General features: G+C 30.8%; 10 protein-coding genes. 1 reads left to right on the forward strand and 9 read right to left on the reverse strand.

The annotated features are described in order from the left end of the window. Nucleotides 1–603: 603 nt before the first annotated feature. The 5 genes from KEC93_RS22335 to KEC93_RS22355 form a co-directional block, all read right to left on the reverse strand. The gene (locus KEC93_RS22335) at nucleotides 604–2,211 is read right to left on the reverse strand and encodes a xylulokinase (protein WP_041899954.1); all 1,608 of its coding nucleotides are present in this window, start codon (nucleotides 2,209–2,211) and stop codon (nucleotides 604–606) included. A gap of 608 nt (nucleotides 2,212–2,819) precedes the next feature. Beyond that, nucleotides 2,820–4,811, reverse strand: coding sequence for a transketolase (tkt, locus tag KEC93_RS22340; RefSeq protein WP_111944656.1), 1,992 nt, complete (start codon nucleotides 4,809–4,811; stop codon nucleotides 2,820–2,822). A gap of 808 nt (nucleotides 4,812–5,619) precedes the next feature. Further along, nucleotides 5,620–6,267 carry a fructose-6-phosphate aldolase gene (gene fsa, locus KEC93_RS22345; protein ID WP_012058602.1) on the reverse strand — a complete coding sequence of 216 codons (648 nt, stop codon included), beginning with the start codon at nucleotides 6,265–6,267 and terminating at the stop codon, nucleotides 5,620–5,622. Between the two features lie 238 nt (nucleotides 6,268–6,505). After that, nucleotides 6,506–7,192, reverse strand: a complete 687-nt coding sequence (locus KEC93_RS22350) for an L-ribulose-5-phosphate 4-epimerase (protein ID WP_012060611.1) — start codon at nucleotides 7,190–7,192, stop codon at nucleotides 6,506–6,508. A 134-nt stretch (nucleotides 7,193–7,326) separates the two neighbouring features. Then, the gene (locus KEC93_RS22355) at nucleotides 7,327–8,400 is read right to left on the reverse strand and encodes a GntR family transcriptional regulator (protein ID WP_012060612.1); all 1,074 of its coding nucleotides are present in this window, start codon (nucleotides 8,398–8,400) and stop codon (nucleotides 7,327–7,329) included. A 562-nt stretch (nucleotides 8,401–8,962) separates the two neighbouring features. Between KEC93_RS22355 and araA the strand changes: the two genes are divergently transcribed. Continuing rightward, nucleotides 8,963–10,432: an L-arabinose isomerase gene (araA, locus tag KEC93_RS22360; protein ID WP_077869846.1), complete on the forward strand. Its 1,470-nt coding sequence runs from the start codon at nucleotides 8,963–8,965 to the stop codon at nucleotides 10,430–10,432. 196 nt (nucleotides 10,433–10,628) lie between these two features. On the opposite strand, the gene KEC93_RS22365 is transcribed toward araA, so the two are convergent. The 4 genes from KEC93_RS22365 to KEC93_RS22380 form a co-directional block, all read right to left on the reverse strand. Beyond that, entirely contained in the window at nucleotides 10,629–12,398 is a 1,770-nt protein-coding gene (locus KEC93_RS22365) for a sensor histidine kinase (RefSeq protein ID WP_077869845.1), read from the reverse strand. Between the two features lie 266 nt (nucleotides 12,399–12,664). Continuing rightward, entirely contained in the window at nucleotides 12,665–13,672 is a 1,008-nt protein-coding gene (gene yjfF, locus KEC93_RS22370; RefSeq protein ID WP_077869844.1) for a galactofuranose ABC transporter, permease protein YjfF, read from the reverse strand. After that, nucleotides 13,669–14,709, reverse strand: coding sequence for an ABC transporter permease (locus KEC93_RS22375; RefSeq protein WP_077309370.1), 1,041 nt, complete (start codon nucleotides 14,707–14,709; stop codon nucleotides 13,669–13,671). Before KEC93_RS22375 ends, yjfF begins: the two co-directional genes overlap by 4 nt. A gap of 1 nt (nucleotide 14,710) precedes the next feature. After that, on the reverse strand, nucleotides 14,711–16,228 hold the full coding sequence (locus tag KEC93_RS22380; protein ID WP_077869843.1) for a sugar ABC transporter ATP-binding protein: 1,518 nt from the start codon (nucleotides 16,226–16,228) through the stop codon (nucleotides 14,711–14,713). Nucleotides 16,229–16,247: the final 19 nt, after the last annotated feature.

Below are 16,247 nucleotides of genomic sequence, written 5' to 3' on the forward strand. Positions count from 1 at the left end.
TATAATTTGAATATATATCATGGAAAATACATTTTCCTATATATGCTCTATGATATATATCTTGTAAGTACATCAATATTCTTCTTTATTATCATAATAAAAATTTACATTAACATTTATTTATATATGTATCCTGCTTGTACGAATTGAGAATAGCTTATCTTGTCACTTCTATCTGATACACATACTCTAACTCTTAATGTGCTATAATTTTAGAGGATAGCACTTGTTAATATGTTGTACGTACTTCATGTATTTATTATATATCGTTTTCATCACTATAGCAATAGTTTTTTTTATATTGTATGTACAATTTTATTATATTTCTTTACCAATGTGCATACATCTAGGATTCGTCGCAATAAACTGTTCACTTTTAACTTGTTAAACTAGAAATCAGAGCATGCTAAAGTATATATAAGCTTATTCTTACCCGCTTCAATGATATTTTTACAATTTTTATGAATCGAAATATCTATAATTGAGGTGAGTTATAATATAAACATAAATTATATATTGTTTATCTATTCCTTTATTATTTATAGATAATAGATAATAAGGTTGAATCCTTTTTATTGAATTCAACCTTATTAATCATACTTTCTATTTAAGGCTATCTATCGCTGTTCTTTCAATAGCAAGCCCACTAGTGTAACGTTTTATAAATTCATTAAATCCTTCAACATCTTTAGAATCTGGATCTATTTTTGTACCTATTTGTCCTGCAAACACTTTATTTGTAAGATAATCGTCTAATGTCTCATTTTCATCTTTATTTATCATATAAGATGCAAGTACTGCAATTCCCCACGCTCCGCCTTCGGCAGCAGTTTCCATCACAGAAACTGGTGCATCTATAGCTGCTGCCATTATCTTTTGTCCTACACCTTTAGTCTTAAATAAACCGCCATGTCCTAACATTTCATCGACCTTAACACCTTCCTCTTTAAGAAGAAGGTCTAAACCAGTTTTTAGTGCTCCTAATGATGTAAATAAATGTACGCGCATGAAGTTAGCTAGATTGAATTTACTCTCTGCTGAACGTACAAATAGTGGGCGTCCTTCTTCAAAACCAGTTATATGCTCACCCGAGAAGTAATTATAAGCTAATAATCCGCCACAATCCGAATCCCCTTCAAGTGCCTTATTATATAGAGTTGCAAATAACTTATTCATGTCAACTTCTACACCAAATGCCTCTGCAAATTCTTTAAATAATCCAACCCAAGCATTAAGATCCGAAGTACAGTTATTGCAATGAACCATAGCCACTAAATTACCAGTAGGAGTTGTAACTAAGTCTATTTCTTCATATGCTTTTGATAATTCTTTTTCAAGTACGATCATAGCAAAAACAGATGTTCCTGCTGATACATTACCTGTACGCTTTGCAATACTGTTAGTTGCAACCATTCCTGTTCCTGCATCACCTTCTGGAGGGCAGAATGGAATACCTGATTTTAATTGTCCTGTAACATCTAAAAGCTTTGCACCTTCTTCAGTAAGTACACCTGCATTTTCTCCAGCTAACAATACCTTTGGTAAAATATCTCCAAGTTTCCATGAAAAATTCTTAGGAGCTACTAACTCATCAAATTGATCAATCATACGTGCATTATAATTCTTTGTATCTATATCAATAGGGAACATTCCAGATGCCTCTCCAACACCTATAACTTTTTCACCTGTTAATTTCCAATGAATATATCCTTCTAAAGTTGTTTGGAAATCTATATCGGCCACATGTTCTTCACCGTTTAATATTGCTTGGTAAAGATGAGCAATACTCCATCTTTGAGGGATATGGTAGTTAAATAATTTTGTTAATTCTTCTGAGGCTTTTTCAGTAATAGTGTTACGCCATGTACGGAACGGCACCAAAAGATCTCCCTCTTTATTAAAAACCATATATCCATGCATCATAGCACTGAATCCAATTGCGCCTATTGTTTCAATAGTAACTCCATATTTTTCTTTGACATCTTCAGCCATCTTCTTATAACTATCTTGAACGCCAGTCCAGATATCATCTAAACCATAAGTCCAAATATTATTAACATATTTATTTTCCCAATCATGGCTCCCTGAAGCTATTGGAGTATTATTTTCATCTATTAAAACTGCTTTAATTCTAGTTGAACCTAGTTCAATACCAAGCACTGTCTTACCATTAATAATGGCATTTTTTATATTACTCATCTCTAATCCCATAAAAACCTCCACTACGTGTAATTTTTTTAAATCGTTTACTTATTATGTGATAAATTTATATTATTATTATAGTTAAATTAAATAAATCTTAATTTTAAAATAATTTCTAATCTCTTCTGAATATCATTCCATTGTAATATTACTAAACCTAATACAAAATAACTCTTATAATCACCTAATGTCCAGCCCTCATACCGTTACCGTCCCCAACTTAATGTAAGATCGGAATGCAATAATGACTAGACATTAGATAAATAATTTTATTAAATTCTAAAACTGCTTTATTGTCATATTAATTTATATACATTTATTAAAAATCTATAAATATATTTCTAACCAATGATTTATTATTGTAATTACATAATTTCACACTAATCTTTTCACACATCTTTATACATATCTTTTAATAATTTTAACTTTTATAATAATGAATAAATTGGTTTTAATATATTTATAGATTAATTAATTTACACACTTTTAATCTAGATCTTTTTTTATATCTTTTTCGCTATATTTATTAATATTTTAAGGTTAAATCTATTTTTCTAAAGTTTTACTATAATCGCTAAATTTTCTCTACTATATCGTAGATTTAATTACTGTAACTTCTATTTCTCTGCTACATTAATAGCCTTTTCAACAACATTTTCTACAGTGAATCCAAATTTCTCGAATAGGATTTCTGCTTTACCTGATGCTCCAAAAGTATCTAAAGATATAACATCTCCATCAAGACCTACATATTTGTGCCATCCAAAGCTTGTTAATGCTTCTACTGCAACTCTAGCACGAACTTTATTTGGCATAACTGATTCTTTATAGCTTTCGTCTTGAGCATCGAATAATTCAAATGATGGCATACTGATAACTCTTGCATCTATACCTTTAGCTTCTAATTCAGCTGCTGCTTTGTAGATTAATTCTACTTCTGATCCTGATGCCATTAAAAGTACATCTGGAGTTTCTTTCTTAGAATCTTTTAAGATATATCCACCCTTTAATGCTCTCTTAGGACATCCATCATATAGTGGTAACTTTTGTCTTGTTAATACTAATGATGTTGGAGTAGTTCCATTAGTTACAGCATAGTACCAAGCTGCTGCAGTTTCTTTCGAATCTGCTGGTCTAAATACTGTCATATTTGGCATACTTCTAAGAGCTGCTAATTGTTCTATTGGTTCATGAGTTGGCCCGTCTTCCCCTACTCCAATACTATCATGTGTTAATACATAAGCTACTGGAAGATTCATAAGAGCTGATAATCTCATAGCACCCTTCATATAATCACTGAATACAAAGAATGTTGCGCAAAATACTTTAAGTCCTCCATGAGCATACATTCCGTTAGCGATAGCTGCCATAGCATGTTCTCTAACTCCAAAGTGAAGGTTTGATCCACTTCTATCTTCTGCTGAGAAATCTCCTCTATCGTTCATATGAGTTTTATTAGATGGAGCTAAATCTGCTGATCCTCCAATAAAGTTTGGAATTAGTTTAGCCAATCTATTTATCATTATTCCTGAAGATTCTCTTGTAGCCATTTCTTTATCAAAGCTCCAAAGTTCTTCGTTGTTTAATAAAGCTTCTTTATCAAGTTCTCCACTCATCCATTTAGTATATTCTGAGGAAAGTTCTGGATAAGCTTTTGCATATGCTTTGAACAGCTCATTCCAAGTAGCTTCAGTCTTTTCACCTTTTGCTATGTGTTCATTCATATTTGTATACACTTCGTCTGGTACGTAGAATGCTGGCTCTGTCTTCCATCCTAAGTTTTCCTTCATAGCAGTTACATTTTCAGCCCCTAAAGGTTCACCATGCGCTGAAGCTTTTCCTTGTTTAGCTGGACAACCAAAACCAATTTGATTTTTAACTATTATAATAGATGGTTTTGTTGTTTCTGCTTTAGCTGCTTCTATTGCTTTTTCTATAGTATCTATATCATTTCCATCTGCTACATTTAGTACTTGCCATCCATAAGCTTCGTATCTCTTAGCTACATCTTCTCTAAATGCTATGTCTGTATTTCCTTCAATTGAAATATTATTTGAATCATATAATACAACTAATTTTCCAAGACCTAAAGTTCCAGCAAGAGATGACGCTTCTCCTGAGATACCTTCCATAAGGCATCCGTCTCCAACTATAGCATATGTATAGTGATCAACTACGCTATAATCTGGTTTATTGAATTTTTCTGCAAGATGTGCTTCTGCTATAGCAAAACCTACTGCATTACAAATACCTTGTCCAAGTGGTCCTGTTGTTATTTCAACACCTTTTGTATGACCAAACTCTGGATGTCCTGGTGTTAAACTTCCGAATTGTCTAAAGTTTTTAATATCTTCAACTGTAAGTCCATATCCAAATAAATGTAGCAATGAATATTCAAGCATTGAACCATGTCCTGCTGATAATACAAATCTATCTCTGTTATCCCATTCAGGGTTCTTTCCATTATGATTCATCTTTGCCCATAATGTATAAGCCATTGTAGCTGATCCAAGTGGTAACCCTGGATGTCCTGATTTTGATTTTTCAATAGCATCTGCTGATAATACTCTTATTGCGTTAATAGATAATTTATCTAATTCTCTACTCATCTTTATCCTCATTTCATAGACATATTTTTTTATAAGTTCTTAGTTGTGCTAATTAAGTCAAATGCTGCGCTTCGAATTCATTTCAAACCTGAAATAATCTTAGCTATCCTTCATTATCTTTTCAAAAGGTGCCTATTTTACCACACCTTTTGAAATTGCTTTATGTTTTCATTTATAAATTCTTATATTCTTAAATCCTTATATTCTTAAATCCTTATATTCTTAAATCCTTATATTCCTATATTCTTATATTCTTAAGAATATATATTTTTATCTCTGTCATTTGGAACATGAATAAATCATAAATGATAGTCATACTTTTGCGAAAGCATTATATCAAAATATTTATCCATATACATTTATGCCTTCCTAATTTCAGAATCTAGCCATCATATCTATAAATTACTCTTGTATTTTTAAAATGTATCGCATAGATATTACTCTTTATATTATTACTATACTTTGAAAAATATCTAAATCAGAAATGATGGTCATGCTTTTGTGGAAGCGTTATATCAGAATATTTACCATAAACATTTACACTTTCCCAATTTCAGAATCTAGGCATTATATCTCTAAATTACTCTTCCATTTTCGAAATATGTCTGCACTAGAAATAAGTAACATATTTTGTGGAGTGTTCATTAGAAATTGTGTTGGTAGTACTTCTTGATTATAAGTTGTTCCAAATGTGCTTGTTCAAAGTTTACCTTTGAGGCAAGCATTTTGGGCACAACTTATAATCTTAGAAGCACTCAACAAAATTTCTTAGGAACCGGAACCAAAATATGTTTCTTATTTCGGCAATCTATTTTCCAAATGCTGCTGCCCAGTCTGCTTTGAATCTTTCTAATCCTTGATCTGTTAATGGGTGTTTTAACATTTGCATTACTAAACTATAAGGCACTGTTGATATATCTGCACCTGCTTTTGCTGCTTCTATTACATGAATTGGATTTCTTACGCTTGCTGCTATTATTTCTGTTTCTATTCCATGAACTGCAAATATTTCTGCTATATCTCTAACTAAATCCATACCTATCATTGAGATGTCATCTACTCTTCCAAGGAATGGGCTTACATATGTTGCTCCTGCATTTGCTGCAAGTAAAGCTTGTGTTGCTGAGAATATTAATGTTACATTTGTTTTAATTCCTTCACTAGCTAATACTTTAGTTGCCTTTAATCCTTCAGCTGTCATTGGAATCTTTACTATCATATTCTTATGAATTGCTGCAATTTCTCTTCCTTCTTTTATCATTCCTTCAGCATCTTCACTTACAACTTCTCCACTTATTGGTCCATCAACTATTTCTGTAATTTCTTTTATTACTTCATTGAAGTCTCTTCCTTCTTTTGCTATTAATGATGGATTTGTTGTTACACCACATATTACTCCCATTTCATTTGCTTCTTTAATGTGTTCCACATTTGCTGTGTCTAAAAAAAATCTCATTTTCCTAACATCTCCTCTTTATATATTTTGTTTGTTATTTAGCAACAAACTATTATTTGCATATTTACCTTCCATTTAATATTTATGTTTCATAATATTAAATTTAGACATTTTCTTTTTTAACTTCAATTTTATACGTCACTTTTTAATTCATACTTATTAAGGAGAATTTACAAAGGAGTTCCAATTGCTGATTAAAAATTCTCCTTAAAAATATGTTGGTTTATACTATGATATCTTATTGTCCATAATATGCATTCGCACCATGTTTTCTAAGATAATGTTTATCTAAAAGGTGCTGTTTGACACCCTTTACATCTTTGTTTAAAGTCATTGTCTTATATGCCATTTCAGCAACTTTATCTAATACTACTGCATTGTAAACTGCTGAATTAGCATCTTTTCCCCAAGCGAAAGGACCATGGTTTTTAACTACAATAGCTGGAACTTCTAATGGATTTTTATCTCCAATAGTTTCAACTATTACATTTCCTGTTTCTTTTTCATATTCTCCACTAATTTCTTCATCTGTTAGATCCCGAGTACAAGGAATATCCCCATAAAAATAATCTGCATGTGTTGTCCCAAAAGCTGGTATACTCATTCCTGCCTGAGCAAAAGTTGTTGCCCAATCTGAATGAGTATGAACAACGCCTCCAACACTCGGATAAGTTTTATACATAACTAAGTGAGTTGGAGTATCTGTTGAAGGTTTATACTTTCCTTCTACAACATTTCCTTCTAAGTCTACAACTACCATATCTTCTGCTTTCATAGTATCATAATCAACACCACTTGGTTTTATAACTACTAATCCAGTTTCTCTATCGATTTCACTAACATTTCCCCAAGTGTAGATTACAAGACCTTTTCTTTGAAGTTCCATATTAGCTTCATAAACTTTTTCCTTTAATTTCTCTAACATTTAAACACCCCTATCTGCTTGTTGTATGTATGTACGTACAAGCGTACATAAAAAAATAATATCTAATATATATCATTAAAGTTTATCTTTGCTCCAGTAACCCAAAATCAAGTCATCTAAAGCAAAGATAAAATTTAAACTCTAGAACAAGAATCTCTAACAATAAGTTCAGCACTGTATGTGTATTGAGGCTTATCTATTCTTCCCTCAATCATATCTATAATGCATTTGGCTGCTCTTATTCCCATTTCTTCTTTCGGATGCTTTATTGTTGTAAGTTTAACACCTGATGAAACTGCTAAACTAGAGTCATCGAAACTTACTATTGATAAATCTTTTGGTATCTCTATATTTTCTTTTCTACAATTATCTATTACCTTCAAAGCAACCTTATCATTATAGCAAACAATTGCAGTTGGCTTTTCTTCAAGATTTAAAATCTTCTTTATAAATTGGTCTATATACATCTCTTGATTATCAGTTATATATTCTCCTACTATACTTTTGTTAAAACTCAAGTCATATTCGTTTAGGGCCTTTATGTAACCCCTTCTTCTCTTTTCACCTTGTAAATCATCTGCTTTAAATAATGCAGCTATGTTTCTATGACCAAGTTCTAATAAATAATTAGTAAGCTTGTACCCTCCCTGTTCATCATCTACTACAATATATGCAGAATTTTCTTCATCACAATTAGCATTTATTGCAATATATTTTATATTGTTCTTTTCTAACTTTTTAATGCTATCATGATGCAGGTTATTTATTGTACTTTGTGCTGGTTCAACTATTAGTCCTGATATATCTTGGTTTATGATATCCTCAAAACATCTTCTTTCATTCTCAATGTCGTTGTTACTATTAAATAATAATAAATTATATCCCTTGCGTCTTAATTCTTCCTCTATACCTGATATAATTTTAGGAAAAATATAATCTGATATATAAGTTGTAAGAACAGCAACATTTTTTTTAACTTCATTAGTTTTTTTGTTAGAGTAAAAGCTTCCTTTTCCTCTTTCTTTATATATCCAGCCTTCTTGTACTAAATAAGTAAGAGCTTGTCTTACAGTGTGCCTACTTACATTAAATAAGTTGGCTATTTCATTTTCGGAAGGTAATTGGTCTCCTGCTGAAACCTTGTTTTCTTCTATTAGGCTGATATAGTAATTTTCTATTAATTCGTGCTTTGTTTCAGCTTCTTTCATCTTTTTCAACTACTTTCATCAAATAACTATGCAATAACTTCTTAAAATATAAATCGATTTCTTTAAAAGTATATTTTAAAAAGTTGTACGCACTTGATGATTTGATTATATCTCTATTCCCTATATATATCAATAGTTTTTTCTAAAATTTATTTAAACACAAAGGTTAACCATACATCATCTACTTTAATAATTTTTATCGTAATCTCAAATATAAATTTCACTGCAAGGCTGTTTTTACCTAATTTAAACCATAATAATGTTTATCTGGAAAGTTAATATTTTTTATTTTTTTCATTTTACATCTTGTATGTACAACATTATTGTATTATAATAAGCTTGTACATACATCAAAAACTTGTTTGTACTCATGAAAAGGTATACTAAATTTAGATAAGCATTTTTATTTATCCAATAGCTAGCATCCGTAGTACTCCATCTTCTTAAGTGAGAGATAACGGCCGCAAGCTCCTGGACTAGGTGCCCCTTAAGGGTATAAATTCAAGGTGGAGTTAAAATTCCACTTAAAAAGTTTCACTTTATATATTAGGAGGAATGTTAAATGTTAAAAGTAAAAAATTATGAATTTTGGTTTATTACAGGAAGTCAACATCTATATGGTCCTGAAGTAATAGAGCAAGTATCTGATAATTCAAAGATAATAGTTGATGAATTAAACAAAAAGGATTTACCTTATAAAATAGTCTTTAAAACAGTTGCTACTGATTCTCCTTCAATTAGAAAAGTATGCAACGATGCTAATAACGATGAAAACTGTGCTGGTATAATTACTTGGATGCATACATTCTCACCAGCTAAAATGTGGATTCATGGTTTAACTGAACTAAGAAAACCATTACTTCATCTCCATACTCAATTTAATAAAGAAATTCCTTGGGGAACAATTGATATGGACTTCATGAACTTAAACCAAGCAGCTCATGGAGATAGAGAATTTGGATATATTGGAGCTAGACTTGACATAGCTCGTAAAATAGTAGTTGGTCACTGGACAGATGCCTCTGTTTCTGCTGATATAGCTAAATGGATGGCTCCTGCTGTTGCATTTACTGAAGGACACAGTATTAAGGTTGCTCGTTTCGGAGATAACATGAGAAATGTAGCCGTTACTGATGGTGATAGAATAGAAGCTCAAATTAAATTTGGTTGGATAGTTGATTACTATGGAGTTGGTGACCTAGTTAAATCAATGGATACAGTTACAGAAAATCAAATAGATGAACTTATGGCTGAGTACTCTAAATTATATGATATAGATCCTAAAGCTTCTATGGACTCTATCCGTGAACAAGCTAAAATTGAAATTGGTTTAAGAACTTTCTTGGATGCAAGAGGATATACAGCTTTCACAACTAACTTCGAAGCACTTCACGGAATGAAGCAACTTCCTGGTCTTGCTGTTCAACATCTAATGGCTGAAGGTTATGGCTTTGGTGCTGAAGGAGATTGGAAGACTGCTGCACTTCTTAGAGCTATGAAAATCATGGCTGGTGGAAAAGGTACAGGATTGATGGAAGATTACACTTATAACATGGATTCAGAAAATGGATTGATTCTTGGTGCACACATGCTTGAAATATGTCCAACACTTGCTGCAACTAAGCCAGTTATTGAAGTACACCCACTTGGAATTGGAGGCAAAGAAGATCCAGCTCGTTTAGTATTTAAAGGTGCTTCTGGTCCAGCTGTTGCTGCTTCATTAATTGATATGGGTAACAGATTCCGTTTAATTGTTAATAGTGTTGATTGTGTTGAAGTAACTGAAGATATGCCTAACTTACCAGTAGCAAGCGTTCTTTGGAAACCACAACCATCATTAAAAGAAGGTGCTAAAGCATGGATTATGGCTGGTGGTGCTCACCATACTAGCTTCTCATTCTATGTTGATGAAGAACAATTATTAGATTGGGCTGATATGGTTGGAGTTGAATGTGTAGTAATTAATAATGACACTAAACTTTCAACATTCAAAAACGAACTAAAGTTTTCTAGTGCCGCTTGGAAATTCTAATTAATAGTGCTATAAATCTTATTTATATAAAAGTGGTAAATATTGATTGATGATTTTAGAATATATTTCATTAACCTTCCAGAAAGAAATAATAGACTCTCTACAATCCTAATATTTACCACTCCCCTTATTTGATAAAATATAAATAGGTAAAATCCGATATTCGGATTTTACCTATTTTCATTTTGATCTAATATTATTCTGGCTCAATTATTGGATGTCTAAGCTCAACAATTGTCCCCTCTCCAATAATACTTCTGTAGACTAACCCATACTCACTTCCATGTATAATCTTTATTCTTTCATTTACATTAAAAATTCCATATCCAATCTGATTCTTATTTCCATCGTTATTATTAAGCATATTATTTATTTTATTTAATGTTTCTTCATCCATACCTTTTCCATTATCAGCTACAGTAAAACATAATAAATTATCTTCAATTTTTCCTGTAATTAAAATCTTTCCATTGCCACGCTTTTCTTTTATTCCATGGTAAATTGCATTTTCAACAAGGGGCTGTAATATTAATTTTATTAACTTATAATTAAGTATTTCTTTATCAAATTGAATTTCGTAATCAAGCTTGTCTTCATATCTTATTTTCTGAATAATTAAGTAGCTTTGTACATGACTAAGTTCTTCTTTGACACTTATTATTTCTTTTCCTTTGCTTAAGCTTATTCTAAGCAAGTTAGTAAAGGCTTCTATTATCTCCACTATATCTTCTTCATTATGTTCTTCTGCCATCCACCTTATCGTATCTAAAGTGTTATACATAAAATGCGGCTTGATTTGAGCCTGTAAAACATTCATTTCAGCCAGCCTTTTATTTTTTTCTTCAATTTGTACTAATTTTATAAGATTATTTATTTCTTTTACCATGGTATTAAAAGAGCCGCCAAGTTCCCCTATTTCATCATTATACTTAGCATTGAATGATACTGTTAAATCTCCTTCTTGAGCTTTTCTCATTAACCTTTTTAATTTTTGAATTGGATTTACAATAGATCTTGTGAAGATTATAACTAAAATTTCAGCTATTATTAATGCCAAAATAGCTACTACAAAAGAATAATATCTTATATATTTAATAACTCGTAAACTCTCACTTTCAGGAAATACTCCAATTGTTTCCCATCCTGTATATTTTGAATCAATCTTTGTCAATTGATAATTCTCTCCATTAATATTTTTTATTATTATATCGTTGTTAATATTCTCTATCCATTCATTTTTAATTCTATATACTATATTATTAACAGGAGTATAAACAATCTCTTTGTTCATATCCATAATATAAATAAAACCCGCAGTTCCTGGTCTTGAATTCTCAATAATTTTCTTGATTGCATCTAATTTTATATCAATAAGTATTACACCTTTTATTTGGTTAGTAGATGAATCCACAACAGCTTTAGACATGGAGAAGACTTCATCAGCAGAATAGCGAAAAATATTATCAATGTTCCTACCTATTGGTTTAGTAAATAGGTGTATAGTTTCAGGCTTATTATAAGCCTTTGTATACCATTCTTCATTATATAAAGGATCTCTTGATACTCTGTTCATTACATCACTTATATAACCACCATTAGTGTTTACCACCATTATTCCAGCTATTTCCGGATTGAATTTAACAAAGTTATAAATAGATTTATACGCTTCGTCTTCAATATCAGTATCTTCAGATTTATTATCATTAAGGAATTTTATTATTCTAGGATCGATTGACATATAATTTATAATGTTTTCAGTATTATTAACATAAGATTCAATATTGCTATTTATTTGTTTTATTATTTGATTAGTGTTTTCATTTTGTGAAAAGTTAATTGAATCTTTATATAGTAAATTTCCCAAAGTAGTAATAGTAATAGTAACAATGAGGATTACTCCAAAAAAATAAAATATGAGTTTATCCCCTATGCTCTTATTCATAAAATATGTTTTTAAACTATTCACCCTATACCTCCAAAACATTTGTATAAATCATATCTATCATCCACAAATTAGCACATCTATATTTCAAGTTTTATTATTAACTATACTTATAATTAACAAGCCTATATATTAAATTATAGCCCAAACTACCAATACTTGGCATATATATTTATTTAAATATATTACATTAGTTCAAAAATAAAATGAACATTTGTGCTTTCTTATTTTAAAAGATCATACAAATGCTCATTTTATTATATTAATCCATATTATATTATTTAGTTTGATTAAGAAGATGAGACATTTTTTCGCTTTTCATCTCTAATTACAATAATTCTCTGCAATACAATAAATATGAACAATAACATTCCAACCGCTATTTTAGTCCACCATGAATTTAGTGTTCCATCAAACATTATAAGACTTTGAATAATTCCTGTAGTTAATACACCAAATAATGGTCCAATTATATTACCATATCCACCTGTTAATAATATACCTCCGATTACACATGCTGCTATAGCATCCATTTCCATTCCATTACAATGAAGACCATAACCTGAAAGAGTATATATTGTAAACAATAAACCACCTAAAGATGAACAGAAACCCGAAAATGTATATACAAGTATTTTTGTTCTTTCCACTGGTAATCCCATTAATTTAGCTGAATTTTCATTTCCACCAATTGCATACACAGTTCTTCCGAACCTTGTAAACTTCATCATATAAAATGCAGCAGCGACAACTATCAGGCTAACGATAACATTAATTGATATAAAGGCATCTGGTAATATTGATATTCTATATGATGAGATTTCTGTAAAAACTGGATTATCAATTATAATTGTATCAATGCTTATAATATAACTAGCTCCTCTTGCAAAGAACATTCCTGCAAGTGTAACTATCCAAGGATGTAGTTTAAACTTTTGAATCAAGATACCCTGAACTGTTCCAAAAATAATTCCAACAATAAGAACTATTAGCATTACTAAAAAAGGATTTACTCCTTTTTGCAATAAACTTGCTGTAATCATACTTACAAAAGCTATCATTGATCCAACTGAAAGATCTATTCCACCAGTTAATATTGCAACTGCTTCCCCAATTGCCACCACTATTAAATATGCATTATCAATGAACAAGTTAGTAAATACTTGTGCTGATAAAAAACTTTTATATAATACTGATCCTATTAGAAACAATCCTATAAATAATGCGATTGTAGCATAAATTGCAATATAATCTTTGTTTATCTTAAATGCGTTCTTCTTTCCTATTAGCTTATTCATGCTTTAATCACCTCTTTATCTTTTAGATTGATTTTTGTATTTTTCTTTATCTTAAGAATTTTTCTAAATTCAGGAGATTGAATTATACATACAACTATAACTACTATAGCTTTAACAACTAGTGTAATTTCAGGTGCAACACCTAAGCTATAAATTGTTGTAGTTAATGTTTGTATGAACAATGCCCCTACAACTGTCCCTGAAAGATAAAACCGTCCTCCTGCCATAGACGTCCCACCTATAACTGTTGCAAGGATTGCATCCAATTCTAACCACAAACCAACATTATTAGCATCAGCACTTTTTATATTAGCGCATAAAATTATTCCTGCTATTCCTGCTAACATTCCACATATAACATAAAGTGAAAATACAACTTTCCTAGATTGAATTCCTGCGAATTTACATGAATTATTGTTAACTCCTATAGACTCAATAAATAATCCTAGAGCAGTTCTCCTTATTAAAAAATACATAATTAATGCTACCGCAATAGCTATAAATATTGCTATAGGAAGCAATATGTAGCCTGTCCCTATAAATATGAAATCCTTATTAGTAAAAGTTAATATTTGTCCTCCTGTTATAAGTTGAGCAACTCCTCTACCAACAATATATAAAATTAATGTTCCAACCATTGGTTGTACTCCTATATACGAAACTAAAAACCCATTCCATATTCCACATACAAGTCCACTAATTATTCCTATTGCTACTGCTAATGGAACTGAACCTCCATCAACTATTACAGTTGCAGAAAGAGCTGCACTTATTGCAATTATTGATCCAACGGAAATATCAATTCCTTGAGTTGCAATTACGAGAGTCATTCCTAAAGATATCAATATTAATGGAGCTGCACGGTTTAGTATATCTATAGTATTTCCAAATAAATGCCCGTCTTTCATACTTATGCTTAAGAAACTTGGTGTCATTATAAAATTAAACAAAAGTAATATTATTAAGCTTGTTAATGGCCAAAATATTTTAGCATTATAAATTTTAAGGAAAAAAGTTTGTTTCTTATTATTTTCCATATTATCTAGCACCTCCTGCTATAGTTTTCATGATATTAGATTCCTCTATTTCATTTCCAACTAGTTCTCCGATAATATTTCTATCTCTAAGAACAATTACTCTGTCACAACATTTAACTACTTCTGGTAGCTCTGACGAAATAAACAAAATTGTCATTCCTTGCTTAGCTAATGCTAATATTAATTCTGTTATTTCACCTTTTGCTCCTATATCAATTCCCCTTGTTGGTTCATCTAAAATTAATAATTGCGGTTCTGTTGCGAGCCATCTTGCTAATATTACCTTTTGTTGGTTACCACCACTTAAGTTACTTATTTTTTGCTCCATACTTGGAGTTTTGATTCTAAGTAAATCTATATATTTTTGTGAAATTTCTTGTTGTTTTTTCATCGGCAAATATTTAAATATTCCTCTATTAGCTTGCAATGCTAATATTATATTTTCTCTTATTGTTAGATCGCCAACTATTCCTTCAACTTTTCTGTCCTCTGGGCAAAAACCCAAACCTTCCTCTATTGCTTTTTGAGGATAAATATACGAATAGTTTTTTCCATTTATAGTTATATTTCCACTAGTAGATTTATCTATCCCAAATATTGTTCGCGCACATTCGCTTCTACCAGACCCAAGAAGCCCTGCAAATCCAAGAATTTCACCCTTCTTGATTTCTATATTAAATGGATTTATAGTTCCAGACCTTCCAAAATTATTTGTTGATATTAAATTCTCTCTCTGTTCATCATTAACTACTTTCTTTGTTCTTGTACTTTTTTCTATCTCGCTATAGTCTTTACCAATCATTTTAGAAACTAATTCTATCCTAGAAAGTTTGTCTGCATCATATGTCCCAACCAACTCACCATTTCTAAGCACTGTAAGTTTGTCCGAAACCTCATATACTTGATCTAAAAAGTGAGTAACAAATATTATTGACATACCTTCTTCTTTAAATTTTTTCATAATTTTAAATAATTGCTTTACTTCCTTATCATCTAAACTTGATGTTGGTTCATCTAAGATTAATATACCTTGAGATATATCTACAGCACGTGCAATTGCTACCATTTGCTGTACTGCAACCGAATAATTATTTAAGGCTTTTTTTACATCTATCTTTAAATTAAGCCTTTCTTCTAATAATTTTTCTGCATTTCTATTCATTTTCTTCCAATCTATGCTTCCATTTTTCTTAGGTTCACGTCCAATATATATGTTTTCTGCAACCGATAGATTTGGACATAGATTTACTTCTTGATAAACAGTACTAATTCCATGACTCTGAGCTTCCTGAGTAGATGATATTTTTATTTCTTTTCCCCTCAATATAATTGTTCCTTCATCTATCTTATAAACACCTGTAAGAACCTTTATCAATGTCGATTTTCCAGCACCATTTTCTCCCATTAGCGTATGGATTTCACCTTTTCTTAGTGTAAAATCAACATTTGAAAGTGCTCTAACACCCGGAAAGAACTTGCTAATATTTTTCATCTCTAAAACTATATTAGAATCACTCACTTATATCACTCCTCTTGTT

Origin of the sequence: Clostridium beijerinckii (assembly GCF_018223745.1) — a bacterium.
Lineage (GTDB): Bacteria > Bacillota > Clostridia > Clostridiales > Clostridiaceae > Clostridium > Clostridium beijerinckii.

Bases quoted from the DNA above. Each gene is read 5' to 3' on its own strand.
- tkt (WP_111944656.1), bottom strand. From the start codon at position 4,811: ATGAGTAGAGAATTAGATAAATTATCTATTAACGCAATAAGAGTATTA.
- yjfF (WP_077869844.1), bottom strand. From the start codon at position 13,672: ATGAATAAGCTAATAGGAAAGAAGAACGCATTTAAGATAAACAAAGAT.
- KEC93_RS22375 (WP_077309370.1), bottom strand. From the start codon at position 14,709: ATGGAAAATAATAAGAAACAAACTTTTTTCCTTAAAATTTATAATGCT.
- araA (WP_077869846.1), top strand. From the start codon at position 8,963: ATGTTAAAAGTAAAAAATTATGAATTTTGGTTTATTACAGGAAGTCAA.
- KEC93_RS22335 (WP_041899954.1), bottom strand. From the start codon at position 2,211: ATGGGATTAGAGATGAGTAATATAAAAAATGCCATTATTAATGGTAAG.
- KEC93_RS22350 (WP_012060611.1), bottom strand. From the start codon at position 7,192: ATGTTAGAGAAATTAAAGGAAAAAGTTTATGAAGCTAATATGGAACTT.
- KEC93_RS22355 (WP_012060612.1), bottom strand. From the start codon at position 8,400: ATGAAAGAAGCTGAAACAAAGCACGAATTAATAGAAAATTACTATATC.
- fsa (WP_012058602.1), bottom strand. From the start codon at position 6,267: ATGAGATTTTTTTTAGACACAGCAAATGTGGAACACATTAAAGAAGCA.